Annotated in this window: 20 protein-coding genes and 1 tRNA gene; 15 read left to right on the top strand and 6 right to left on the bottom strand. The window is 66.3% G+C overall.

The window, feature by feature from the left end; all coding sequences use genetic code 11:
- Together LRA87_RS04845 and LRA87_RS04840 are read right to left on the bottom strand one after the other, a co-directional pair.
- The gene (locus LRA87_RS04845; protein ID WP_230629615.1) at positions 1–2,370 is read right to left on the bottom strand and encodes a TonB-dependent receptor family protein; all 2,370 of its coding nucleotides are present in this window, start codon (positions 2,368–2,370) and stop codon (positions 1–3) included.
- Between the two features lie 92 nt (positions 2,371–2,462).
- Positions 2,463–2,882 carry a hypothetical protein gene (locus LRA87_RS04840; protein ID WP_230629614.1) on the bottom strand — a complete coding sequence of 140 codons (420 nt, stop codon included), beginning with the start codon at positions 2,880–2,882 and terminating at the stop codon, positions 2,463–2,465.
- 235 nt (positions 2,883–3,117) lie between these two features.
- On the opposite strand from LRA87_RS04840, the gene LRA87_RS04835 reads away from it, so the two are divergent.
- Complete coding sequence (locus LRA87_RS04835) at positions 3,118–5,922, top strand: TonB-dependent receptor (protein WP_230629613.1); 2,805 nt, start codon at positions 3,118–3,120, stop codon at positions 5,920–5,922.
- 117 nt (positions 5,923–6,039) lie between these two features.
- Here LRA87_RS04835 and LRA87_RS04830 read toward each other — a convergent pair.
- Positions 6,040–6,129, bottom strand: a tRNA-Ser gene (locus LRA87_RS04830).
- 152 nt (positions 6,130–6,281) lie between these two features.
- Between LRA87_RS04830 and hspQ the strand changes: the two genes are divergently transcribed.
- On the top strand, positions 6,282–6,656 hold the full coding sequence (gene hspQ / locus LRA87_RS04825; RefSeq protein ID WP_230629612.1) for a heat shock protein HspQ: 375 nt from the start codon (positions 6,282–6,284) through the stop codon (positions 6,654–6,656).
- 95 nt (positions 6,657–6,751) lie between these two features.
- On the opposite strand, the gene LRA87_RS04820 is transcribed toward hspQ, so the two are convergent.
- Positions 6,752–9,544, bottom strand: coding sequence for a TonB-dependent receptor plug domain-containing protein (locus LRA87_RS04820; protein ID WP_230629611.1), 2,793 nt, complete (start codon positions 9,542–9,544; stop codon positions 6,752–6,754).
- 258 nt (positions 9,545–9,802) lie between these two features.
- Between LRA87_RS04820 and rplU the strand changes: the two genes are divergently transcribed.
- The 3 genes from rplU (at position 9,803) to LRA87_RS04805 (ending at position 11,120) form a co-directional block, all read left to right on the top strand.
- Positions 9,803–10,099 (top strand): 50S ribosomal protein L21, encoded by a 297-nt coding sequence (rplU, locus tag LRA87_RS04815; RefSeq protein WP_230629610.1) that lies wholly within the window; start codon positions 9,803–9,805, stop codon positions 10,097–10,099.
- A 30-nt stretch (positions 10,100–10,129) separates the two neighbouring features.
- Entirely contained in the window at positions 10,130–10,399 is a 270-nt protein-coding gene (gene rpmA, locus LRA87_RS04810; protein WP_037534549.1) for a 50S ribosomal protein L27, read from the top strand.
- A gap of 172 nt (positions 10,400–10,571) precedes the next feature.
- Positions 10,572–11,120, top strand: coding sequence for a GNAT family N-acetyltransferase (locus tag LRA87_RS04805; RefSeq protein WP_230629609.1), 549 nt, complete (start codon positions 10,572–10,574; stop codon positions 11,118–11,120).
- Positions 11,121–11,322: 202 nt separating this feature from the next.
- On the opposite strand, the gene LRA87_RS04800 is transcribed toward LRA87_RS04805, so the two are convergent.
- On the bottom strand, positions 11,323–12,180 hold the full coding sequence (locus LRA87_RS04800; protein WP_230629608.1) for a metal-dependent hydrolase: 858 nt from the start codon (positions 12,178–12,180) through the stop codon (positions 11,323–11,325).
- Positions 12,181–12,297: 117 nt separating this feature from the next.
- Here LRA87_RS04800 and LRA87_RS04795 point away from each other — a divergent pair, with 117 nt between their 5' ends.
- Positions 12,298–12,834, top strand: a complete 537-nt coding sequence (locus tag LRA87_RS04795) for a TetR/AcrR family transcriptional regulator (protein ID WP_443024827.1) — start codon at positions 12,298–12,300, stop codon at positions 12,832–12,834.
- A 423-nt stretch (positions 12,835–13,257) separates the two neighbouring features.
- Here LRA87_RS04795 and LRA87_RS04790 read toward each other — a convergent pair whose 3' ends face one another.
- Positions 13,258–14,283 (bottom strand): helix-turn-helix domain-containing protein, encoded by a 1,026-nt coding sequence (locus LRA87_RS04790; protein WP_230629607.1) that lies wholly within the window; start codon positions 14,281–14,283, stop codon positions 13,258–13,260.
- A gap of 141 nt (positions 14,284–14,424) precedes the next feature.
- On the opposite strand from LRA87_RS04790, the gene obgE reads away from it, so the two are divergent.
- The 9 genes from obgE (at position 14,425) to lptG (ending at position 24,179) form a co-directional block, all read left to right on the top strand.
- On the top strand, positions 14,425–15,471 hold the full coding sequence (gene obgE / locus LRA87_RS04785) for a GTPase ObgE (protein WP_230629606.1): 1,047 nt from the start codon (positions 14,425–14,427) through the stop codon (positions 15,469–15,471).
- A 30-nt stretch (positions 15,472–15,501) separates the two neighbouring features.
- Complete coding sequence (locus LRA87_RS04780; protein ID WP_230629605.1) at positions 15,502–16,059, top strand: Uma2 family endonuclease; 558 nt, start codon at positions 15,502–15,504, stop codon at positions 16,057–16,059.
- Between the two features lie 32 nt (positions 16,060–16,091).
- Positions 16,092–17,192 (top strand): glutamate 5-kinase, encoded by a 1,101-nt coding sequence (gene proB / locus LRA87_RS04775; RefSeq protein WP_230629604.1) that lies wholly within the window; start codon positions 16,092–16,094, stop codon positions 17,190–17,192.
- 145 nt (positions 17,193–17,337) lie between these two features.
- Positions 17,338–18,240, top strand: a complete 903-nt coding sequence (locus tag LRA87_RS04770; protein WP_230629603.1) for an NAD-dependent epimerase/dehydratase family protein — start codon at positions 17,338–17,340, stop codon at positions 18,238–18,240.
- Positions 18,241–18,283: 43 nt separating this feature from the next.
- Entirely contained in the window at positions 18,284–18,526 is a 243-nt protein-coding gene (locus tag LRA87_RS04765) for an acyl carrier protein (RefSeq protein ID WP_230629602.1), read from the top strand.
- A gap of 1 nt (position 18,527) precedes the next feature.
- Positions 18,528–19,790: a serine palmitoyltransferase gene (gene spt / locus LRA87_RS04760; protein ID WP_230629601.1), complete on the top strand. Its 1,263-nt coding sequence runs from the start codon at positions 18,528–18,530 to the stop codon at positions 19,788–19,790.
- 114 nt (positions 19,791–19,904) lie between these two features.
- Positions 19,905–21,803, top strand: a complete 1,899-nt coding sequence (locus LRA87_RS04755; protein WP_230629600.1) for an ATP-binding protein — start codon at positions 19,905–19,907, stop codon at positions 21,801–21,803.
- A gap of 91 nt (positions 21,804–21,894) precedes the next feature.
- Positions 21,895–23,091, top strand: coding sequence for an LPS export ABC transporter permease LptF (lptF, locus tag LRA87_RS04750; RefSeq protein WP_230629599.1), 1,197 nt, complete (start codon positions 21,895–21,897; stop codon positions 23,089–23,091).
- Complete coding sequence (gene lptG, locus LRA87_RS04745) at positions 23,088–24,179, top strand: LPS export ABC transporter permease LptG (protein ID WP_230629598.1); 1,092 nt, start codon at positions 23,088–23,090, stop codon at positions 24,177–24,179. Before lptF ends, lptG begins: the two co-directional genes overlap by 4 nt.
- Positions 24,180–24,189: the final 10 nt, after the last annotated feature.

The following is a 24,189-nucleotide window of genomic DNA, read 5'->3' as shown; positions in this document are numbered from 1 at the left end:
TCAGAACCTCGTCTTGATGCCGGCATAGACCGTCCGCGGCTGCCCCGCGTAGATCGTGCCGGTCGTGTTGCGCAGCACCGCCGCACCATTCTGGATCCCGGTCGCGGCGACGAAGCTGTTCGCGACGATCGATGCGGAGCCGACATACGTCCTGTCGAACAGGTTCTGGACGGAGGCGAACAGGCTGATCCGCGACCAGGGACCATCGCCGTCCCGGGGCGGATCGTAATGCAGGTTCAGGTTCGCCAGCGTATAGGCAGGCACCGACAGCAGGTTGGCATTGTCCAGCGCATAGCCGTCACGATACGTCACCTCGACGAAGCCGCCGAGGCCGCGCAGCAGGCCGTCCGGCTGATCATAGGCGACGCGAGCGTTGACGAAGGTCGGGATGACGCCGGGGATGGCGTTGCCGTCGCGATCGAACAGGCGCGACACGCTGCCGGCGGTCAGCCGCTCCTGAAAATCGGTGTAGTGATGGTCGTTGTAGCTGTAGCTCGCCTGTAGCTTCGCACCCGGCAACCAGCGCCGCAGCGGTCGCCAGTCCAGCCCCACCTCCACCCCGCGATGCACGGACCGTGGCACGTTCGACGTATAGGCCAGCAGGTTGACCCCGCCCGACTGGCTGACCAGTTCGTTGCGGAACCATTCGTGATAGCCCGTGACCTCCACCGTCAGATCGTCGCCCAGCGTCAGGGTGGCACCGATGTCGATGCCGGTATTGCGCTGCGCCTTCAGCGCGACGTTGTTGCCAATCGTGCCATCGGGGGTGACGAACAACTGTCCCGCCTGCGGGATGCCATAGCCGGTGCCGACGCGTGCGTGCAGCCGGACCTGCGGCAGGGCCTGCCAGAACAGCGCAGCCTCCGGCGCGACGTTCCAGAAGCGGCGCTCCGCGGGGATGACGGTCAGCGTCGGGGTCAGGCCGATCGGATATGCGTACCCCGTCTGTCGTACGTCGATGATCGATCGTTCCGCGCCGATCCCCGCGACGAAGCGGACATCGCGCGTCAGTTGCAGCTCCTCGCGTGCACGGACGCCCATATTGCGGATGTCGCCGAACACCGTCTGCGTCGGCGCACCGAAGCCGTTGCGACCGGCCGGCGTCTTGTTGAAGCTGAACGACTGGTTGTCGAGATAGTTGTAGAAGAGCTGGACGAAGCCGGTCGCGTCCATGCCCAGCAGCGGTCCGCGATGCGTCAGGTCCGACGTCATGTTGTAGCTGTCGAGCGTCCCCTTGAACGGCGTCGCGCTGGTCGGCTGGTTGACGACGCGGCTGTCGAAGGTCGCCTGCGTGCGCCACGTCGTCGCAGCACCGAAATCGTGTTCGTAGCGGGTGCCGACGATCGTCCTGCGGTCGTTGCGCGCGAGCCCGCCCTCTGCCGCGGTCTGTGCGACGCGCGCACCGTTGACGCCGTTTACGAGGACCGAGATCGTGCCGCAGCCCGGCGCCGCGGCCGCGGCGCGATCGCATCCCTGCTGGTACGGATTGGCGAAATACTGTGCGTAGGACAGGCGTGTCGCCAGCCGGAATTCGCCTTCGTTGTAGATCACCTTCACCGCGACGCGATCGTCGTCGTCGAGCGAAAAGGTGCCGAAGGCGTTGATCGTCCCGGTCTGGTAGCCGGTGTGCCCGGTCGCCCCGTCCGCGCCGGCGAGACTGGCGAACAGGCTGTATTCGTAACGCGGCCCGGCGTCGCCAAGCGTCGCATAGACATTCGCATAGCCGTCGCCGCCGAAGTCGCTGCCGACCTCCAGCCCATCGATGTCGCGGCCGCGGCGGGTGCGGAAGTTGATCGCACCACCCAGCGCGTAATTGCCGTAACGCGCCGAGGAGGGTCCGCGGACGACGTCGACGGCGCCGTACGCATGCGGATCGGTCAGATCAAAGCGGGCAAGGCCATCGGGCTGGGTAACGGGAAAATCGTCCTCGAACACCTGGATGTTGCGCGCGCCGAAGCTGTTGCGCGCGTTCGAGCCGCGGATCGAGACGCCGACGTCGCGCGGACCGTTGCCCTGGATGACGGCGACGCCGGGTGACAGCTTGACGATATCGGCGATCGTTGTCGCGGGGGTGTTGCGGAACGCCGCATCGTCGATCGTCGTCACGGTCTGTCCGGCGACTTCGGTGGTCAGCGACAATGCCCGTGCGGTGACGACGATGTCGCCGCCGCCCGCGACGGGCGCGGGCTTCGCCGCCTGTCCTTCGGATGACGATGGTGGCGGGCCATCGAGCGCCTGGAGTTGCGCGTCGATCGCCGCGCGCTGGCGCAGCAGTTCGGCGCGGCGGGCGTCGGTGTCCACACGCTGCGGTGGAACGGCAGCGGAGGAGAGCGCCACCGCGGATGCGGTGACGAGAAGCGATGTGAGCATGGATGGTCCCTGTCTCGCCCGTGGATAGGGGCGCGCCGCGCATCATCGATACGCGGTCGATCATGCCGGACGTTGCCGGCGCGGTGTCGAGATCAGGTCAGGATCGGCGGCGCGCGTAACGGCGGGCGCAGGCGCGAACGACTGTCCCGCGCCGGTATCGCCGGTGTGCGGATCGCCCGGAGGAAGACGAACGCGATCGCCGCCACCAGCAGCCCGATGTCGATCGGTGCGAGCGTCGCGGCATTCAGGCCGGCGAAGGCGCACGGCATCTCCGGCTTGCCCTGACCCTGTTCGTCGGGACGATCGTGATGCATGCCGGGCATCGCCATGTCATGCGCGGGCACCGCCGCCGCGACGGGTGCGACGCCCGGGCAGACGACGATCGCGATCCGCCCGTCGACCATCGCCGGCATATAGCCGAACGGCACCACCATCTTGAGCAGCAGCGTGCATGCCAACAGGCCGATCAGCAGGCCGGCGTGGCGCACGATGAGGGTACGGGCGAACTGCACGCCGCGTCCTAACCCCCTCCCGGTGCGCTGTCACCGCTCTGGATCAAGTCGCACCGCCATAAGTCGATGGGGCCCCACCGTGGCATGATCGATATTCAAATATCGGGACGATTATTCGGTATGCGGGATTATTCTTGCCAGACCGCAACGTTGATGTAGAAGCGGCGGCACAGGGGATCTGACGAAATATCGTTCGCGCTCATGCAGATGCGTGCGTTCTATGGAGAGGAAGATCATGACGACGACCAACGGCGCCCGCATGATGGCGCGAACGACCGCATCCGCTCTGGCGCTCGCGATGGCGATCAACGCCACGCCGGCGATGGCGCAGAGCACGCCCAATACGCAGACCGAACCGGCCCCCGGGCAGTTGCCCGCCGCGCCGTCGCCGGTGCTGCCGCCGGCCGCCGCGCCGGTCACCAATCCCAGCCCCGCCGAGGCGCCGCGCGCCGATCAGAGCGCCGTCGCACCTGCCGATCCGCAGGAGGGCGGCGACATCGTCGTCACCGGCATCCGCAACTCGCTGCAAGGTGCGCTGAGCGCCAAGCGCGACGCCGCGCAGGTGCTCGACGCGATCTCGGCAGAGGATATCGGCCAGTTCCCGGACAAGAACATCGGCGAGGCATTGCAGCGCGTCACCGGCGTCCAGCTGACGCGCACCAACGGCGAAGGTTCGGGAGTCACCATTCGCGGCGCCGATCCGAACCTGAACCGCGTCGAGGTGAACGGCATCACGCAGCTGTCGACCACTGCGGGCCAGCGCGACGTCGACTTCCGCGACCTGCCGGTCGAATTCGTCAACCGGCTGGAGGTCGTCAAGTCCGTCACGCCGGACATGACCGAGGGCGGCCTGGGCGGCACCGTGCGCATCATCACCCGCCGACCATTCGACAGTAAGGAGAACAGCTTCCTCGCCGGATCGGTGCAGGGCATCTATACCGAGCTGACCGGCAAGGTAGATCCCAAGCTGGCGCTGATCGGCAGCAAGAAGTTCGCCGACGACACGTTCGGCATCCTGCTGTCCGGCACCTACGAACGCCGCCGCGTCGAAAGCCACGAGGCGCGCACCACCGGCTGGCGGCAGATCGACGGCAATGCCGCGCTGGCGGGGCTCCAGCCGCTCGATCTGGATGGCAACGGTAACGGCGATTTCTTCCCGGACATCCCGCGCTACGTCATCAACCGGCTCGATACCAAGCGCTTCGCCCTCAACGGCGTCGCCGAATGGCGGCCCGAGGACGGCATCCGCGCGTACGTCCAGGGCAATTTCGCCCGCGGCAAGCAGGACGTGAACTCGCAATATCTGCAGGTCACGACCAGCGGATCGATCCTGGATCGCGCCAACACGACGATCGGCGAGGACGATACCGTCAGCCACGTCGAATTCGTCGACAATCCGGCAGCGGCGCGCGCCAACCGGTTGCAGGTGGCGTATCGCAACATCCTGGGCGATATCACCCGAACGACGTGGAACGGTGCGATCGGCGGCGATTACGACCGCGACGGCTGGAAGATCAATTCGCTGCTGTCGTACACCCGCGCGAAGATCGACAACAACTACATCAACGCGACCGCCGACGCGATCGGGCTGTCGCGGGTCGTCGTCGACTATGCGAACGACCAGAACGCGCCGCGGATCACGCTGCCGATCGACGTCACGACCACGGCGGGGATCAACAGCGTCACGGCGCAATATCGTCCGGTCATCAACGTGCAGGACGAATGGTCGAGCAAGGTCGACGTGGAATATACCCGCGCCGCACCGTGGCTGTCGTCGCTGAAGGCCGGCATGCAGGTTCGCAAGCTGACCGCCGACAGCGCGGAATACAATGCGACGACGACGATCGACGCCTTCACCAACCCGGCCTTGCTGGGGCAGGTGCAGTCGGTGGCGTCGCAGATGACGATCGGCAGCACGCCGTTCTTCGACACCGGCGACCTCGGCTATAGCGGCGGCATCAGCGGCTGGCGCCAGCCCAATTATGCCTTCGTCGATACGATCGGCCTGCCCGATCCGTTCGGTACGCCGACGCTGCTCAACACCTGGCAGGTCGCCGAGCGCAATATGGCGGGCTATGTGCAGGGATCGTTCGAGTTCGATCCGGGCGTGCCGATCCGCGGGACGGTGGGTGCCCGCGTGGTCAACACGCGGACCGTGTCCAACGGCTTCCGGACCCAGACGGGTGCGACCCTGCCGGTGCAGTTCGAGAGCGACCAGACCGAGTTCCTGCCCTCGCTCAACATCCGCGCCGACATCGTGCCCAACAAGCTGCTGTTCCGCGGCTCCGCCACCGAGGTGATCGCGCGTCCCACGCCGCAGCAGCTGGCGCCGCGCTTCTCGATCGACGTGGTCGGGCTGACGGGGTCGCGCGGCAATCCGGATCTGCAACCGTTCCGGGCGCGGCAATACGATGCGGGGTTCGAATATTACATCAACCGCACCAGCTATCTGTCGGCGACCTATTTCCGCAAGGAGATCGGATCGTTCATCGAGAACCGGACGCAGTCCGAGGTCGTCGATGGCGTCACCTATGCCATCACCCTGCCCGTCAACGGCACGCAAAAGGTGACGATCAACGGAGCGGAGGTAGGCGCGCAGGTGGCGTTCGACTTCCTGTCGACGCCGGTGCTGCGCAACATGGGCGTGATCGCCAACTACACCTATTCGAAGGACAGCGGCTACGAAGGGCGGGACTTCTTCACCGGCGGTTCGCTGCCCTTCCCCGGCCTGTCGCGGCACAGCTACAACGTGTCTCTGTATCACGAGAACAAGCTGTTCAGCGTGCGTGGATCGTACAATTGGCGATCGGACTATCTGATCACCGCGATCGGCCGCGGCAACAATCCGGAATTCGGCGAGGCGTTCGGCCAGTTCGATGCCTCGGCGAGCATCAACCTGACCGAGAAGGTGTCGATGTTCCTCGAGGGGGTCAATCTGACCGACGCGACCCGCAAGGAGAATGCGAACAGCGTCTATCGCCGGACTTTGCTCGAAACCTACGGCCGCCGCGTCTACGGAGGCGTCCGCTTCCGCTTCTGATCACCGCTGAGGGATCGTCGAAGGGCCGTTCTTTCCAGACAGGAAAGGGCGGCCTTTTCGCGTGGCGGGTTTCAACCGGGCTGGCCCCGGACGGTTCAGATCAGACGATGGGGATAATGGCGGAGAGGGAGGGATTCGAACCCTCGGTGCCCGCAAAGGCACGCCGCATTTCGAGTGCGGTACAATCGACCACTCTGCCACCTCTCCGCAGAAGACGTTTCGGGGCCTGGTAAAGGCCCGATCGGTCGGTCGAGGGCGCGCCTCTAACGGGTTCGTTTTCGGGTGGCAAGCACCGTTGCGCTTGTGCGGCGCAGAAAGTGGCTTAAATTGAGGTCATGCCCCGTCACGACCCTATCGATATGCATGCCATCGCCGGCTCCTCCGCGATCGTCGAGATCGATGCGCCCGCCATCGCCCATGCACGCTTCTCGATCGGCGATGTCGTGCGCCACCGCCTGTTCGATTTCCGCGGCGTGATCTTCGACGTCGATCCCGTCTTCGCCAACACCGACGAATGGTATGAGGCGATTCCGGAGGCGGTACGACCGAAGAAGGACCAGCCGTTCTATCACCTGCTCGCCGAGAATATGGAATCGAGCTACGTCGCCTACGTCAGCCAGCAAAATCTGGTGGTCGACGACAGCGACGAGCCGATCGACCATCCGGCGATCGCCGGCCTGTTCACCGATTTCGTCGATGGCAGGTATGCGTTGCGTCGCGAACACCGCCACTGATCGCGTAACCATCGCGATGCCCCGACACGAAAAGGGCCGATACGAAAAGGGGGCGTTGCGGCAGACACCGCAACGCCCCCTTTTTCATGCGCCGATCAGAAGTTGATCGCGGCGCGGGCGTAGAGGAAGCGACCGTTGAAGCCGAACGGCGAGAAGCCGCTGTACGGCAGGAACTGGTAGGTCGCCGGATAGCTGCCGCCGACGCTCGTCGGGCGCAGGCCAAACGGCCGGCGATCGGGATAGACGTCGAAGGCATTGTCGACGCCCAGTGTCAGCTGCACGCCCTGCAGTTCGTAGCTGAGCGAGAAGTCGGTAATCCACTTCGGGCGCAGCACCTGATCGTCGGGTCCAAGTGCGGTCAGGCTGGCGGCGTTCGCACCCAGCGGCGCGGTCGTTTCCGGCGAGATCACCGAGCCGTAGCGGGTCGTGCGCGCCGACAGGCCGACACCGGCGATCTTGGTATCGGTCGCCAGCACCACCTTCGTCCGCGGCTGGCCGCGTTCGAAGCGAATGCCCTCGACCCGGCCGAACAGGACGAGGCTGGGAATCTGCGCCAGCGAGCCGAGGTTGTTCAGCCGTTCGTCGATTTTGTTCTGCGTGTAGTTATAGGCCGCGGAGAAATTCCATGCGCCGAGGCCGCCGAGGTCGGCACGATAGGTCGCCACGGCGTCGACGCCCTGCGTGGTGGTGTCGAGGCCGTTGATGAAGAAGCGCGCCGCACCGACGTTGCTGAAGCCGTTGCCGGCGAGCACAGCCTGCACCGCGGTGTTCTGGGCCGCCGTGCCGACGCCGGCCGCACCGAGGTTCTCGGACAGCACGATGCGATCCTTGATCTTGATGCGGAAGTAATCGACCGTGACGTTGAATCCGCGGAACGGGTTGAGCGTCACGCCACCCGACAGGTTGAACGACTTTTCGGGATCGAGCGGCTGCGATCCGAGCGCGCGGGCGACCGGGCTGCTGACCGGCACCGTCGAGACGTCGACCGGCACCCCTGCGAGGAAGTTGGTCGAGGTGGTGGTGAAGAACTGCTGGTGCAGCGACGGCGCCCGGAAGCCGTTCGACACCGAGCCGCGGATCGCGAACCCCTCGACGAACTCGTAACGGAGGGCGAGCTTGCCGTTCACCGTGTCGCCGAAATCGCTGTAATGTTCGTAGCGGCCGGCGGCGGTGGCGGTCAGGCCGGTAAACAGATCGGCGTCGAATTCCACGTAACCCGCGAAGCTGTCGCGGTCGACGTTGGTGCGCGCCGACGCGGGCAGTCCGCCGAAGCCCTGCGCACCGGCGGCCGCTGCGCGTCCGGGGAAGGTGCAGAGGCCGGTTGCCCCGGCTCCCGTGGGGAAGGACCCGCCGAGCGCCGTACAATTGCCGGCGGTGGTCGTCCGCGTCGCCTGGAACAGCGGACCGGTCTGGTACGACTGCGGATCGCCGGGGCGGATCTGATAGATTTCGTGACGATATTCGCCGCCGAATGCGAACGACAGCGGTCCGGCGAGGCCGGCATCGAACTGCCGCGACAGATCGGCATTGGCGAGGATCTGCGAGAAGGCGAGACCGCCGGCATCGAACGAACGCTGGCTCTGCGGGCCGAACGAGACGTTGACGCTGTCCTCGGTCCGGTAGTTCAGCTCGTTGCGGCCGAAGCCCAGCGAGAAATCACCCTTGAACCCGGCGATCTCGGCGCGGATGCCGCTGGTCGCCGACATGTCGTCGATGTTCGACTGGATCTTGGGAAGGTAGCCATCCGGCGTCAGCCCGACGAAATTGCCGTTGGTCGGCGTCGTGGCGGGCGTGAGGACGGAGAAGTCGCGATTGGTTGCCGCCGATTGCTGGCGGAAGTTCGCCGCCGACAGGCCGTCGCGATGGCCGTAGGTGGCGAAGGCGTAGAATTCGGCGCTGCCCAGCGGCAGGCCGGTGTTAATCAGGAAGTTGAAATCCTCGGTCTTGGCATCGCCGTAGCGGAAGTCGAGGCGGTTGAACGTGGCTTCGCGCGGATCGAACGTCGTGGTGGTCGGCCGTACGTAATTCGGCCGCAGATCGTAGCCCTGGCGGTTGGTGAAGTTGCGGTCGCGATACTCGCCGGTAAAGTTGAAGAAGCCGCCATCGCCGATCGGCAGGCCGACGTTGACGCCGAACGTGGTGTAGGCGCCGTCGCGCGCCTTGCGCTCGCCCGAGCTGTTCGCCTGCAGATAGCGCGAATCGGTGGCGTCGAGCGCCGGCTGACCGCCGACGAGGCCGTCGAAGTCCGACACGCCGTCCAGCGTCGTCACGTACTTGCCGTAGCTGACCTGCGCACGGCCACCCGAGTCGGCGGTCTTGAGCTGGACGTTGATGACGCCGGCGATCGCGTCGGAGCCATATTGCGACGATGCACCGTCGCGCAGCACTTCGATGCGTTCGATCGCGAGCGCCGGGATCATGTTCATGTCGACCGCAGCTGCGCCGCGTCCCACCGTGCCATTGATGTTGAGCAGGGCAGAGACGTGGCGGCGCTTGCCGTTCAGCAGGACCAGCGTCTGATCGGGGTTGAGACCGCGCAGCGTGGCGGGGCGGGTGACGTCGGAGCCGTCGGCGATCGAGGGCTGCGGGAAGTTGAACGACGGCACCAGCTGGTTGAGCGTCTTGTTGAGCTCTCCCGTGCCGGATGCCTGCAACGCGCTCGACGAGATGACGTCGATCGGAACGGGGCTGTCGGACACGGTGCGATTGGCGACGCGGCTGCCGATCACGACGATCTGGTTGCCCGCCTCGTCCTCCGGCGCGGCCTGCGTTTCGGCAGTCGTTTCCTGGCTGGGCGACGATTGCACCGTCTGCGCGGCGGCGGCGCCCGCAACCATCATCGCCCAGATCGACACCGATGCGCCACCGAGCAAGTTTACACGCTTCATAGAACCCCCTGATGAAGGACAGCTCCCCTGCCGCCCCGTTACGGCGACACTTTATGTCCTTGAAAGCGCACGGCAAGCTGGTGGTGCCATGCTGTCACACGTTTGACATCCTACTGTTGCAGCGCAGCAACAAGCGATTTGCCGCCGCCGCATGGCGCAACGGCAGTTGACATCGCGTCCCGCTTTCCTTAGCTGCCGCCCCTCATCCCGCCGGGTCGCCCTGTGCGGGTACAAGTTTTTTGGGAAGTGACTAGAGCCATGTTCGCAGTCGTGCGCACGGGCGGCAAGCAGTATCGCGTCGCCGCCGGAGACAAAATCGTCGTCGAGAAGCTGGACGGCGAAGCCGGCGCATCGATCACGCTGGGTGATGTCCTGCTTGCGGGCGAAGGCTCGGAGCTGAAGAGCGTCGAGGGACTGACCGTCGCCGCAGAGATCGTCGCCCAGGCGAAGGCCGAGAAGGTCATCGTCTTCAAGAAGCGTCGCCGCCACAATTATCGCCGCAAGAACGGTCATCGCCAGAACCACACGATCCTCAAGATCGTTTCGGTCGGCTGAGCCTCAGGCGCGAACAGGAGTTAGAGCAGCATGGCACATAAGAAAGCAGGCGGTTCGTCGCGCAACGGTCGCGATTCGGCCGGTCGTCGCCTCGGCGTGAAGAAGTTCGGTGGTCAGGAAGCGATCGCCGGCAACATCCTCGTGCGTCAGCGCGGGACGAAGTTCTATCCGGGTGCGAACGTGGGGATCGGCAAGGATCACACGCTGTTCGCGCTCGTCGATGGACGCGTGGCGTTCCACGAGGGCAAACTGGGCCGTAAATTCTGCTCGGTGCAGATTATGGCGGAAGCCGCCGAATAACATCGGGTAACCAGACGGGTTGCCCACCAGGGTGACCCGGGTCCTTCGGCAGCGAAGGACCAGCCAACAAGGGAGACGGGTCCGCCCCGGCTCCCTTTTTTCTTGCTCCCCTCACCCACTGTCCCTGCCGCGTCACAGACGCGTGGCACGGGCGCGGCCAAGGAGAGCGAGAATGTTCGCCAGAACCAAGAGATTGACGCTACGGCCCGCCTGGCCGGAGGATGCGACCGCATTGGCGCGAGCGATCGGCCATGAGGCGGTCGCGCGCATGCTGATGCGCGTGCCATTCCCGTACGAACCGTCCGATGCCGAAGCGTTTTGCAGCCTGCCGCGCGGACCTCACGAGCCGCGCTTTCTGATCGAGACGCATGAGAATGGTAGTCCGGTGCTGATCGGGGGCATCGCGATCGACGATCAGGGCGGCGGCGACATGCTGTTCGGCTATTGGCTGACCCCGTCGGCTTGGGGTCGCGGCTATGCTACGGAAGCGGGGCACGCGGTCGTCGACATGGCACGTCACGCGCTGCCGGTCCGGCGATTGTCGGCGTGGCACTTCGTCGACAATCCCGCTTCGGGCGCGGTCCTGCGCAAGCTCGGGTTTCATTGCACCGGGCAGGCACTGGTCAAGACCTCCGCCGGCCGTCGCGAACCGGCAGCGGCGATCGGCTATGCGCTCGATCTGGATGAGGTGGAGCAAGAGCCGATGCGATGCGCGGCGTAGATCACGTCCTGCTAAAGTAGGATTCCCTCTTCGTTCGTCATCCCGGCGAACGCCGGGCCATGGTGTCAGGCGCCCGGTTGTACGATCTGCAACCGTTGGCGCATCCTTGGGTCCCGACTTTCGTCGGGATGACGATGGGGGTCGCGACCATGACCGCCCCGATCGATAGCGGGCAGCGGATGCCGACCCGCCATCGCCCGCCTCAGGCCACCGCGGCCTTCGGCAGCACCGCGGCCTCATAGTCGCTTTCCGCCAGTCCGATCAGCGCACGATCGTCATGTTTCCACGGGTGGAAGCCCGGCAGGAAATACGCGGCCCATACCCCGGCAACCTTTCGCGCCATGCCGGGATTGCCGAACGCGTACCAGAACAGCCGCATCCATATCTTAGGTCCGGTCAGCCCGTCCTGCCGCAGCAACTCCAGCATGCCGCGCGTTCGCCCGGTGAAGAAGCGCCACGTCGTGATCAGCATTACCAGCGACTTGATCCGCCAGCGCCGCGCCCGCGACCAGTCGCGCGTCGCATGCAGCCAGGTGTCGTAGGCGACGCCCTTGTGCTCGATCTCTTCCGCGGCATGCCAGAGCCACAATGCCCTCGCCTGTTCCTCGCCGCCCGCAAGATGCCGAGGATCGGCGATCAGCTCGTGCGCGAGCATCGCGGTGAAATGCTCCAGCGCGGTCGTCGCGGCGAGGCTGGCGATCGGGGGGCGGCCTTTGGTAAGCGCCAGTGCGGCGTCGACGTCGCGGTCGAGCGGCGTGACGTCGTAGCCCTGATCGACGACGTGGCGATTGAACGCCACGTGTTCGCGCGTGTGCATCACCTCCTGCTTGATGAAGGCATTGATCTCGGCGGTCAGCTTTGGCGGGGTGCCGTCGCGAAACTTGCGGACGCTGTCGACGAAATAGCCCTCCCCCTTGGGAAAGGTCACCGACAGGGCATTGTAGAAGGCGGTCGCGACCGGATCGTCGGCCAGCCACCAGCGGCCCATGCGCGTGCCGCGGCCGAAGCGCCGGTCGCGCGGCGTGATCACCAGATCGTGCGGCGTGGTTGCTTTCGTCATGGATTCCTCCAAACAGGGACGACACCCGTCTACTTACATTCCTGTAAATAGGTTGATCCGCTGCCTGCCGCAACCCTCCGCCGACGCCTGTCCCCGACCGAGAGCCGCGAGGCCGCGGTGATCGCGGCGCAGCAGTTGCTGATCGAGAGCGGTCCGCAAGCGGTGACGCTGAAGGCGGTCGGAGCGCGGATCGGCCGGACGCATGCCAACCTGCTGCATCATTTCGGGTCGGCGGAGGGGCTGCACACCGCGTTGATCGCGCGCATGGCGACCGACATCACCGCGACGATCCGAGATGCCGTCCTCGGTGATCGGGCCAGGGCCGGCGAACAGGATCCGCGGCGTATCGTCGATCTGGTGTTCGATGCCTTCGGGCGCGGCGGCGCGGGTGCGCTGGCGAGCTGGATGATCCTGTCGGGCAATCACGATGCGCTCGATCCGATCCTGTCGGCGGTGCACGATCTGGTCGACGAACTCGCGGATGGCGTGCAGCCGGCCGAGCGCCCGATCCAGGACGAGACCCTGCATCTGGTGCTGCTGGCGCTGGGCGATGCCTTGCTGGGAGCACCGATGGCGCGGGCGCTGGGGTTGCCGAGGGGCAAGGCGCGCGATCTGGCCGCTGCGATGCTGTCCGCCAACAACGACGGTGGTTGACCGGGGTTGGATCCGACCGGATTGCCGACGCGGTTTGAACTGTCCGCAATGGTCATTTGAGACGGTGGCAATGGTTCACCCCCTGCCGTCGTGTCCGGTACCGGGCTATGCCGCCCCCTCGAGTGGGGAACAGTGTTGCCGCGGATTCAACACGTTGCGTGTTGAGTATCGGGTCACAAGCGCGAGCGTCGTAGCGTCTGGTCGGACGGGTCGCGATGGCGTTGCGCCTGTGATCGCCGTGGCATCGGACCAGTCAGGCCGCATTCCGACGGCACATGGCAGGTGCTCGCTCGATCCGAACGCGATCGTCCACAGGGCGATCGCGGCAAGGGGGGGATGTTCGGAACCGGCAGGTGCTCCAGGTGCCTGTCGCATGGTGCCGCCGACGGGTGCCGCGATGGGGGTCGCGGCGCCGGTCGGCGGCTATCGTGGCGCTTGCAGCGACGATCCGCCGACGAGCGTCATCCCGTGCAGTGCCCGATAATCGCCGGGCGTGATCCCGTACATCTCCCGGAATGCGCGCCCCAGATAGGCCGCGTCGCAGAAACCCCAGTCGTCGGCGAGATTGGCGACCGTCTGCCGGTTGCCACGATCGCGCAGCGCGGCGGCTACCCGCGCCAGCCGCCGGGTCCGGATATAGGCCTGCACCCCGCCCTGATCCTGCAACAGCCGGTACAGCGTCGATCGCGACACGCCGAGCATCCGGCTGAGCCGCGCGGTGTTGAGCGAGGGCGATCCCAGCTGATCCTCGATCGCTGCGCGCAATTGCACCAGCAAGGCGCGTTCGTGCTGCCCCTGATCGGACGGGACGGCACCCATGCTTGCCGTGACCGTCATCGCGAACAGGTCGAGGATAGTTTGGGCGATCACCGGCCCGCTGCCGACGGGCAGGTGGCCGGCCGATGCGCGGATCGTCGCGAGATGCGATACCAGCAGCGCCGCCGGGTCGGGCGCCACGACATATCCGTGGAGGCTGCGAACCTGCGGCAGCATCTGCTCCGCGAGGGCGCGAGGCAAGGCGAAGCCGGTACTGAGCGAAGCTTCGGAAAAGTGCTTCATCGGCGCCGCCATGTCGGCCAGCACGATCGACCCCGCAGGCGCGACGGTTCGATGGCCGTCTACGTCGACGAACGCGGCACCGGCATGACGGACGTTGACGACCAGATCGTCATTGTGGTCGTGATTCGCCTTCCACCGGCTGCGATCCCAGTCCTGCGCGGTGATACGCGCCGAGCCGATTCCCAGCGTGCCGAGATCGAGCCAGTCCATCGCCACCGAAAACGGCTCGTGCGGCGTCGTTTCGTACCGCGTCGACAGGCCGGCGATATCGGCATCACGCCACGCCGCGTAGCAATCGCCGGCCGCCAGCCCATCGGTCGCGAACGCGCGATGCCAATGCAGGTTTTCAACTGTTGCGACCGCTGAACGGGAATCGTGCGCGATCTTCACGCGCAAGCTCATAGCGTTACCGTAAATGTCGCTTCAACGATCTTTTGCGTTTTTGTCCGAATGAAACGTCCAAATTCGCCCTGCCATCAACCGGATCAACGCGGGGGTGGCCGTTCGCGCCCATCGCGCTAAAGAGGCGGAATGCATTTCCTCGACCAGGCCAAGATCTTCGTCCGCTCCGGCGCGGGCGGCCCCGGCGCCGTCAGCTTCCGTCGTGAAAAGTTCATCGAGTACGGCGGCCCCGACGGCGGCAACGGGGGCAAGGGCGGCGACATCATCTTCGAAGCGGTCGCCGGACTGAACACGCTGATCGATTTCCGCTATACCCAGCACTTCCGTGCCCCGCGCGGCCATGGCGGATCGGGCAGCAATCGTACCGGTGGTGGCGGCGACGACCTGCTCATCAAGGTGCCGGTCGGCACGCAGGTCCTGTCGGAGGACAAGGACGAGGTGCTGCTCGACTTCACCGAGGTCGGCCAGCGCGAGGTGTTCCTGCGCGGCGGCGATGGCGGTCGCGGCAATGCGAGCTACAAGACCTCGACCAACCGCACGCCGCGGCAGCATGGCACCGGCTGGCCGTATCAGGAGGCGTGGGTATGGCTGCGGCTGAAGCTGCTCGCCGATGCCGGCCTCGTCGGACTGCCGAACGCCGGCAAGTCGACCTTCATCAACGCGGTGACCAACGCGCAGGCGAAGGTGGGCGCATACGCCTTTACGACCACTCGCCCGCAGCTGGGCGTGGTGCGGCACAAGAGCCGCGAGTTCGTCGTCGCCGATATTCCGGGACTGATCGAGGGCGCGGCCGAGGGTGCCGGGATCGGCGACCGCTTCCTTGGCCATATCGAGCGGTGCCGGGTGCTGCTGCATCTGGTCGACGCCAACGACGATGATGTCGCCGAAAGCTATCGCATCGTGCGCGAGGAACTGGCGAATTATGGCGGCGGGCTGATCGACAAGCCGCACGTCGTCGCACTCAACAAGATCGACATGCTCGACGAGGAGCTGATTGAGGCGCTGTCCACCGAACTGGCGGAGGCAAGCGGCACCGACGTCATTCCGCTGTCCGGCGCGGCGGGCACCGGTGTGGACTGGGTGCTCGATCAATTGCTCGAGGCGATCGGCCCCGGCCCGGGAACGGTGTCGTCGACCGACGAGGGCGAGGACGAGATCACCTGGTCGCCGGTGTGATCGCAGCGACCGCTATGCTATAGAAGGGGTATGGCGCCTCGCCCCGAATATCCGCTGCTCACGGCCGAGGAATTCCTGGAGATCGACTTCGGCGACAAGAAGGCCGAGCTCGACAATGGCGTCATTCGGATGATGGCGGGCGGCACGGCGCGCCATGCACAGGTGCAAACCAACGTGATCGTCGCCTTGGCCTCCCGATTGAGAGGCAGCGGCGGTCGTCCGTACAATTCCGATATGTCGGCACGAACGCACGATCGCTCCATCCGCTACCCGGATGTGACGGTGTATTGCGGTCGCGGCGGGTCGGACAATGACGATGCCAAGGCGTTCGACGATTCCCGCATCGTCGTCGACGTGCTCTCTGCCGGAACGGCGCGTACCGATCTGACGACGAAGCTGTACGAATATAAGGCGTTGCCGAGCGTCGACACGATCGTCTTCGTCGACATCGCGACCGAGCGGGTGGGCATCGTCCAGCGCACCGGCCCCGGCGGGTGGAACGAGCAGGCATTCGACATGCCGGCGGACGTACCCCTCCCCTCGCTGAACGTCGTGATCCCGCATCAGGAAATCTTCGCACGCGATTGATCCGGACGGGGACGAAGCGCTAACGCCCGTCCATGATATTTCCCCCCGCCACCTGTCCGCGCCTGATCGTCAAGGTCGGGTCGGCGTTGCTCGTCGCGCCCGATGGCGCGGTGCGCCGGGCGTGGCTGGCGACGCTGGTGGCCGACATCGCGGGCCGTGTCGCGGCGGGGCAGCAGGTCGCGATCGTCTCGTCCGGCGCGATCGCGCTCGGTGCGCGGCGGCTGGGCCTGACCAAAGGCGGGCGCGCGAGCCTGGAGGATGCGCAGGCGGCGGCCGCCACGGGACAGATCGTGCTGAGCCAGACCTGGGCGGAGCTGCTGGGGCAGCATGACATCACCGCCGCGCAGATGCTGGTGACGCTCGACGATCTGGAGGATCGCCGGCGTTACCTGAATGCCGCGGCGACGCTGAACCGGCTGCTCGGCCTCGGCGTCGTGCCGGTCATCAACGAAAACGACAGCGTCGCGACCGAGGAGATCCGGTTCGGCGACAACGACCGGCTCGCCGCGCGGGTGGCGCAGGCGGCAGGCGCACAGGGCGTCGTGCTGCTGTCCGACGTGGACGGACTGTATGACGCCAATCCGCACACGCATCCCGGTGCACGACATATCGCGACGGTCGAGCGGATCGATGCGGTGGCGGGCATGGCCGACGCCGGTTCGGCATCGGGCATGGGGTCGGGCGGAATGGTGTCGAAGATCGCGGCGGCGCGGATCGCGACCGCAGCGGGCGCGCATCTGGCGATCGCCAGCGGGCGGCTCGACCATCCGCTCGCCGGCGAGCAACGCCATACGTGGTTCGTGGCAGAACGGTCCGCGACCGCGCGCAAGGCGTGGCTGGCGGGTGGATTGACGGCCAGAGGCGCGATCCATGTCGATGCAGGCGCGGCAAAGGCGCTGGCGGCGGGCAGCAGTTTGCTGGCGGCGGGCGTGACACGGATCGAGGGAGGCTTCGCGCGCGGCGATCTGGTGACGATCGAGGGACCCGGCGGCGTGCTGGCGCGCGGTTTGTCGGAATATGACGCCGGTGAGGCGGTGCGGCTGGTAGGCACGCGCTCGGACGAGCAGGCGGTGATCCTCGGTTACGCCCCGCGGGCGGCGCTGGTGCATCGCAACCATCTGGCATTGGTGTGATGCCGTCGCCGCCAGCCGATAGACCGTCATTCCTGCGCAGGCGGGGATTCAGCCCGGCTGGCCCCGCGACGCGATCGCTGACATCCGGGATTAGGGAAACCCGCCTTTGCGGCGATGGCGACGCCGTCGAGGCGGCGGGGTGCGCATGACCATCCTTGCCATCACCGGCGCCACCGGCTTCGTCGGGTCGGCGCTCGTCGCGCAGGCGTTGGCCGCCGGCCATCACGTTCGCGCCCTCACCCGCCGCCCGCAGCCGGCACGCGACGGCGTAAGGTGGGTCGCGGGTGCGCTCGATCGCCCCGACAGCCTCGCCGAACTCGCCTTCGGTGCAGATTCCATCGTCCATGTCGCCGGCGTGGTGAACGCCCCCGATCGCGCCGGCTTCGTCGCCGGCAACGTCGACGGCACCGCCGCGATGCTCGCCGCCGCAGCGCAGGCCGGGGTGCACCGGTTCGTCCACGTTTCGTCGCTTTCCGCGCGCGAACCGCAGCTTTCGAACTACGGCTGGTCGAAGGCGGCGGCGGAGACGCTGGTGGAGCGCAGCGGCGTAGACTGGACCATCGTCCGCCCGAGCGGGGTATACGGCCCCGGCGATATGGAGATGCGCGACCTGTTCCGCGCGGCCCGCTTTGGTATCGCCCTGCTGCCGCCCCGCGGGCGGGTATCGCTGGTTGCGGTGGACGATCTCGCACGGCTGCTGCTGACGCTTGCGACGCAGCCCGGGCCGGCTGCGGTGTACGAGGTGGACGATGGCCATGCCCTCACCCACGCCGCCCTCGCGCAGGCGATCGGCCACGCGGTCGGACGGCGACGCGTGCTCGCCCTGCATTTGCCGAAAGCCATGCTGATGATGGGGGCGAGGTTCGACCGGACGGTCCGCAAAGCGCAGGCGAAACTTACGCCCGATCGCGTCGGCTATCTCTCTCACGACGACTGGACCGCCCGGCCATCCCGCCGTCCGCCAGCGTCGCTCTGGACGCCTGCCACCCCCCTTGCGGAGGGGCTTGCCGCAACCGCGCGATGGTATCGCGCCCATGGACTGCTATAGCGCCGCAACCCTGCCGTATTTGGCCGCCAGACGGATGAGCATCATGACCGACCGCACCCAGATTCTCGACATCATCAAGGCGCAGATCGCCCCTTTCAACAAGAAGGGCGTTGAGCTGACCGAAACCACCACGTTCCAGGGCGATCTGGAATGGGACAGCCTGACCGTGATGGATTTCGTCGCCGCGATCGAGGACGAATTCGAGATCATCATCACGATGAACATGCAGGCCGAGATCGAGAATATCGGCCAGCTCGCCGATGCCGTCGAGAAGCTGAAGGGCTGACATGACAGAGACCGGATTGCAGGCCGAGGCGCTGGACCTCGATCCCCCCGTGATCGCCCCCGAGCGCGACCTGATGTCGAAGTTCGATAACCTGATCGCCGAGCGGAAAGCGCTGATCGACACCGGCGTCACCGATCCGTTCGCGATCGTGATGGATCAGGTGAAGTCGCCGACCGAGGCGGTGATCGCCGGTCGCGACACGATCCTGCTCGGCACCTACAATTACATGGGCATGACGTTCGACCCCGACGTCATCGCCGCCGGCCACGCCGCGCTCGACCAGTTCGGTTCGGGCACCAACGGCAGCCGCATGCTCAACGGCACCTTCCGCGACCATATGGACGCAGAGGCCGCGTTGCGCGAATTCTATGGCATGACCGGCGCAATCGTCTTCTCGACCGGGTATATGGCCAATCTCGGCATGATCTCGACGCTGGCGGGCAAGGGCGAATACGTCATTCTCGATGCCGACAGCCATGCGTCGATCTACGACGGCTGCCAGCAGGGCAATGCCGAGATCGTCCGGTTCCGCCACAACAGCGTCGAGGACCTCGACAAGCGACTGGGCCGCCTGCCGAAGGAGCCGGCGAAGCTGGTGGTGCTGGAGGGCGTCTATTCGATGCTGGGCGACATCGCCCCGCTGAAGGAGATGGTCGCGGTCGCCAAGAAGCACGGTGCGATGGTGCTGTCCGACGAGGCGCATTCGATGGGCTTCTACGGCCCCAACGGTCGCGGCGTGTACGAGGCGCAGGGGCTGGAGGCGGAGGTCGATTTTGTGGTCGGCACCTTCTCGAAGTCGGTCGGCACGGTCGGCGGCTTCTGCGTGTCGAATCACCCGAAGTTCGAGGCGATCCGCCTCGCCTGTCGTCCCTATATCTTCACGGCCAGCCTGCCGCCGTCGGTGGTCGCGACCGCTGCGGCGTCGATCCGCAAGCTGAAGACCGCGCATGCCAAGCGTGAGCAATTGTGGGCGAACGCGCGCCAGCTGCACGGCGGTCTGAAGGCGATGGGCTTCCGGCTCGGCACCGAAGCGCCGGATAGCGCGATCGTCGCGGTGATCCTCGACGATCAGGAACAGGCGGTCGCGATGTGGCAGGGGCTGCTGGAAGCGGGCGTGTACGTCAACATGGCACGCCCGCCGGCGACTCCGGCGGGTACGTTCCTGCTGCGCTGTTCGCTGTGCGCCGAACATACCGCCGCGCAGCTCGACGAGGTCATCGCGAAATTCCGCGCCGCGGGACAGGCCGTGGGCGCGATCGGCTGACGCCCCCGCGGGTGCTTTGCAGGCGGGGCGAAACGGGTTAGCATCGCTGCCGTGACGCGGGATGACGCCGAGATGGTTCCGGGGGGAACCCCGGGAGGCGACGCGGCCTGGCGGATGATCACGCTGGTCGTGATGGGTCTGCTGGGGGCGGTGGTGCTCGTCGCGCTGATCGTGACGCTGGGCGAGTCCAACCGCCAGCGCGATCGTGCCTTGCAGGCGCAGGCGCACAGTTACGACGTGATGATCCTCGCCCGGACGCTGTCGGGAACGATCGCGCGGTCTGAAGCGTCGCTGGGCCGCTACGTCATCAGCGGCCGCGGCCAGCAGGCATTGGGGCAGATCTACTTCGATCAATGGCGGCTGGCGGGGACGCAGCTCGGCCGGCTGGAGCGGCTGACGCAGGCGACCGGCGAACAGAGTGCGCGGGTAGCGCAATTGCGGACCGCGTACATGCAACGTGGCGAGGAGCTGTCGCTGACGGCGCTCAGCACCACCTATGGCAAGAACAGTCAGGCGCTGGCGCGCTATTACGCGGCGCGATCGTCGCCGACGCTGACGGCGATCGACCGGACGCTGGACGAGATCATCGCGGGCGAGCGCGCGCTGCTCGATGCGCGGACCACCGATGCGATGCGCACCGTCGACCGGTCGAGCCGGATCGCAGGCGTGCTCGCGATCTTCGGCGTGCTGATCGTGCTCGGCGCGCTGGTGCTCGGCTGGTTCACGCTGCAGGCGGTCGGCGAACGCGCGCTGGCGCAGGCCGAGGCGGATGCGGAGCGGGAGCGCGCAGAGGAACTGTCCGCTGCGGTGACGCAGGCTACCGACGAGTTGCGGGTGCAGGAAGCCAAGCTTCGGCAAGGTCAGAAAATGGAGGCGGTGGGACAGCTGACCGGCGGTATCGCCCATGACTTCAACAACATGCTCGCAGTGGTTCTCGGCGGGCTGGAACTGGCGAAGCGGGCGTTGACCAGCGATCCGGCGGCGGTCGCCCGGCACCTCGACAATGCAGCCGATGGGGCAAATCGTGCCGCGGCGCTGACCCGGCGGTTGCTGGCGTTCAGTCGCGAGGAATCGCTGAAGCCCGAACCGATCGTCGCGGCGCAGCTGGTGTCGGGCATGTCGGAGTTGCTCGACCGGACTTTGGGCGACGCGGTCACCGTCGTCACCCGCGACGAGGCGCGTGGCTGGCTGGTCCGGGCCGATCGCGTCCAGCTGGAAAACGCGGTGCTGAATCTGGCGGTCAATGCGCGCGACGCGATGAACGGGCGTGGCCGGCTGGTGATCGCGACGGGCGCGGCGACGCTGTCGGATCATCAGGTCGATCACTGCGACGCCGGCGATTACGTCACGCTGGCGGTGACCGACGATGGCACCGGCATGACCCCCGACGTGGTCGAGCGGGTGTATGAGCCGTTCTTCACGACCAAAGAAGCGGGCAAGGGCACTGGCCTGGGCCTCAGCCAGATCTTCGCGCTGGTGCGGCAACTGGCGGGCGCGATCACGATCGATACGGCGGTCGGCCGTGGCACGACGGTGACGCTCTATCTGCCGCGCGACATGGCGGCGGCCGGCCCCGGCGTGGTGTCCCCGGTCGATGTCCCGCCGGCCGACATGGTCGTGGAAGGGTTGCAAGTGCTGGTCGTCGAAGACGATCCGCGCGTGCTCGTCGCGACCATGGGGGCGCTCGAGGAACTCGGCCACCACGGCATCGCCTGCGACGCGCCGGCCAAGGCGGCGGGTCTGCTGACGGAGCATGACGCCATCGACCTCATCATTTCCGACGTGCTGATGCCGGGACAGACCGGACCCGAGATGATCGCCGCGCTGGCACCCCGCTTTCCGCACATTCCGGTGTTGTTCGTCACCGGTTTCGCGGGTGAGGCGAACGCCAGCGAGTTCGGATCGCACCCGGTCTTGCGCAAGCCGTTCACGCTCGTCGGGCTGGAGCGGGCGATCGGCCGGGCGGTGACGGGCGATCGCCCTGCCCCACCCGAGCAGATCGCGGCCGAGTGACGGCGTGACCGTAAGCGGCTTTTCTAGCTGACGCCTGCGCTACCGGCGCCTATACCGGGCCTTTCCAGCCCCGGCCCGAGCCCCTTCCCGCATGACATCCCTCGACCGCTACATGGCCCGGCTGATCGCGCTGCCGCTATTTTCGACGCTGATCATCGCCGCCATGCTGCTGGTGCTCGACCGCATCCGCCGCCTGTTCGATTTCGTCGCGACCGAGGGCGGACCGATCAGTGTGGTGTGGCGGATGCTCGCCAATCTGCTGCCCGAATATCTGGGGCTTGGCATTCCGATCGGCCTGTTGCTCGGCATCCTGCTCGCGTTCCGGCGACTGGCGGCGAATTCGGAACTCGACGTGCTACGCGCGGTAGGGGTCAGTTATACGCGCATGCTGCGCGTGCCGTTCATGTACGCGCTGATCCTCGCGGCGTTGAACATCGCCATCGTCGGCTTCGTGCAGCCGAAGGCACGTTATTATTACGAGCAGCTGCGCTTCGAATTGCGCACCGGCGCGCTGGGTGCGTCGATCAAGGTCGGCGAATTCACGCATTTCGGCGACCGCATGACGCTGCGCATCGAACAGAGCCACGACAAGGGCCGCAAGCTCGACGGCATCTTCGTCTATTACAACGACAAGGGCACGAGCTATTCGGTAACCGCACGATCGGGCCAGTTTCTGGCGACGGACGATCCCAACACGATCATCTTTCGCCTGACCAAGGGCCTGCTGGTGCACAAGGCCCCGAATTTCACGGTGCCGCGCGTGTTGAGCTTCACCTCGCACGATCTGCCGATCCCCTTGCCGCGCTACGAGAATTTTCGCTCCCGCGGCGGACGCAATCTGGAATTCACGCTGCCCGAACTCGCAAAGCTGGGTCATGCCTCACCGAGTGCGGAACAACGCGACAGCAGCCGATCGGAATTCCATTTCCGGCTGGTCGAGGTGGCGACGATGTTCCTGCTGCCCCTGCTGGCGATCGCGCTGGGCGTGCCGCCGAAGCGATCGAACTCGGGCTTCGGCGTGTTCCTCGCGATCGTGATGATCGTCGCCTATCACAAGGTCAACGAATATGCGGCTTCGATCGGCGAGCTCGGGCGCATCGATCCGCTGATCGCGCTGTGGGTGCCGTTCTGCATCTTCGCCGGGATCATTCTGTGGATGTATTACCAGATCGCCTATGTGCCGGGCGGGCAGCCGATCGGCGCGCTGGAGCGCGGCTTTTCAAAGGTCGCCAAGCTTCTCACCCGCTATTTGCCCGGCCGTGGCCGCAAAAAGGGAGCGGCGGCATGACCAGTTTCTTCCCGTCGCGTACCGTCGCAATCTATATGGGCCGGCTGTTTCTGGTGCGGACATTCGGACTGTTGGCGGCGCTGTTGCTGATCCTCCAGACGCTGGACCTGCTGAGCGAATCCGGTGCCATCCTCGCCCACCCCGGCAACACCCAGTCGCAGGTGTGGGAATATGTCGGTCTGCGCGCACCGCAGATCGTCGCATTCCTGCTGCCGTTCTCGGTATTGCTGGGCACCATCCTGACGCTGATCACGATGAACCAGAACAGCGAGGTCATCGCGCTGAAGGCCGCCGGGCTGTCGGCGCATCAGGTGCTGGCGCCATTGCTGGTGGCCAGCCTGGGTGTCGCCGCGGTCAGTTTCGTGTTCAACGAGCGGATCGTGACACGGGCGACCGCGACGCTGGATCAGTGGAAGGACGTCGATTACGGCGCGCTGCCGATCGACCGCGGCGAGCGCAGCAACGTCTGGGTGCGCGACGGCGACGATCTGATCGCCGTGCAACAGGTACGCGGGCGTGGCGAACAAACCCGGCTCGGGACCGTCACCGTCTACGATCGGACCGGCGGCGAGCTGGTCGCGATCATCCGGGCGCCACAGGGTCGCCATGCCGGCAACGGCTGGGACATCACCCCCGCAACCCGCTTCGACGTCGCGACCGGCCGCTTGAGCGAGATCGGCACGGTCAGGGTCGCACCTGGGGTGCGGCCGGACCAGTTCACGCTCGGCACGGTCAATCCCGACGGACTGGACTTCACCGCGCTCTACGCGGCGATCGGCGACCTGCGCGATGCAGGGCGGCCGACCAAGTCGCTGGAAGGGACGCTGTGGCACAAATTCTCCGGCCCGTTGTCGGCGGTGTTGATGCCGCTGCTGGGCGCGGTCGCGGCATTCGGCATCGCGCGGTCGGGGCAGCTGTTCGTGCGCGCCGTGATCGGCATGGCGCTGGGCTTCGCGTATTTCGTCGCGGACAATTTCGCGTTGGCGATGGGCAATCTGGGCGCTTACCCGCCGTTCCTGGCGGCGTGGGCGCCGTTCCTGCTGTTCCTGCTGATCGGTGAGGCAGTGCTGATCCGGACCGAGGAATAACCGGCCGGAT

This window comes from Sphingomonas sp. Leaf37 (genome assembly GCF_920939475.1).
Lineage (GTDB): Bacteria > Pseudomonadota > Alphaproteobacteria > Sphingomonadales > Sphingomonadaceae > Sphingomonas.
Note: the sequence above shows the minus strand (reverse complement) of the source record. Positions and strands in the feature narration are given on the sequence as shown.

Excerpts from the sequence above, each read along its gene's own strand:
- LRA87_RS04845 (WP_230629615.1), bottom strand. The coding sequence starts at position 2,370 with ATGCTCACATCGCTTCTCGTCACCGCATCCGCGGTGGCGCTCTCCTCC.
- LRA87_RS04835 (WP_230629613.1), top strand. The coding sequence starts at position 3,118 with ATGACGACGACCAACGGCGCCCGCATGATGGCGCGAACGACCGCATCC.
- hspQ (WP_230629612.1), top strand. The coding sequence starts at position 6,282 with ATGCATGCCATCGCCGGCTCCTCCGCGATCGTCGAGATCGATGCGCCC.
- LRA87_RS04820 (WP_230629611.1), bottom strand. The coding sequence starts at position 9,544 with ATGAAGCGTGTAAACTTGCTCGGTGGCGCATCGGTGTCGATCTGGGCG.
- rplU (WP_230629610.1), top strand. The coding sequence starts at position 9,803 with ATGTTCGCAGTCGTGCGCACGGGCGGCAAGCAGTATCGCGTCGCCGCC.
- rpmA (WP_037534549.1), top strand. The coding sequence starts at position 10,130 with ATGGCACATAAGAAAGCAGGCGGTTCGTCGCGCAACGGTCGCGATTCG.
- LRA87_RS04805 (WP_230629609.1), top strand. The coding sequence starts at position 10,572 with ATGTTCGCCAGAACCAAGAGATTGACGCTACGGCCCGCCTGGCCGGAG.
- LRA87_RS04800 (WP_230629608.1), bottom strand. The coding sequence starts at position 12,180 with ATGACGAAAGCAACCACGCCGCACGATCTGGTGATCACGCCGCGCGAC.
- obgE (WP_230629606.1), top strand. The coding sequence starts at position 14,425 with ATGCATTTCCTCGACCAGGCCAAGATCTTCGTCCGCTCCGGCGCGGGC.
- LRA87_RS04780 (WP_230629605.1), top strand. The coding sequence starts at position 15,502 with ATGGCGCCTCGCCCCGAATATCCGCTGCTCACGGCCGAGGAATTCCTG.
- proB (WP_230629604.1), top strand. The coding sequence starts at position 16,092 with ATGATATTTCCCCCCGCCACCTGTCCGCGCCTGATCGTCAAGGTCGGG.
- LRA87_RS04770 (WP_230629603.1), top strand. The coding sequence starts at position 17,338 with ATGACCATCCTTGCCATCACCGGCGCCACCGGCTTCGTCGGGTCGGCG.
- LRA87_RS04765 (WP_230629602.1), top strand. The coding sequence starts at position 18,284 with ATGACCGACCGCACCCAGATTCTCGACATCATCAAGGCGCAGATCGCC.
- spt (WP_230629601.1), top strand. The coding sequence starts at position 18,528 with ATGACAGAGACCGGATTGCAGGCCGAGGCGCTGGACCTCGATCCCCCC.
- LRA87_RS04755 (WP_230629600.1), top strand. The coding sequence starts at position 19,905 with ATGATCACGCTGGTCGTGATGGGTCTGCTGGGGGCGGTGGTGCTCGTC.
- lptF (WP_230629599.1), top strand. The coding sequence starts at position 21,895 with ATGACATCCCTCGACCGCTACATGGCCCGGCTGATCGCGCTGCCGCTA.
- lptG (WP_230629598.1), top strand. The coding sequence starts at position 23,088 with ATGACCAGTTTCTTCCCGTCGCGTACCGTCGCAATCTATATGGGCCGG.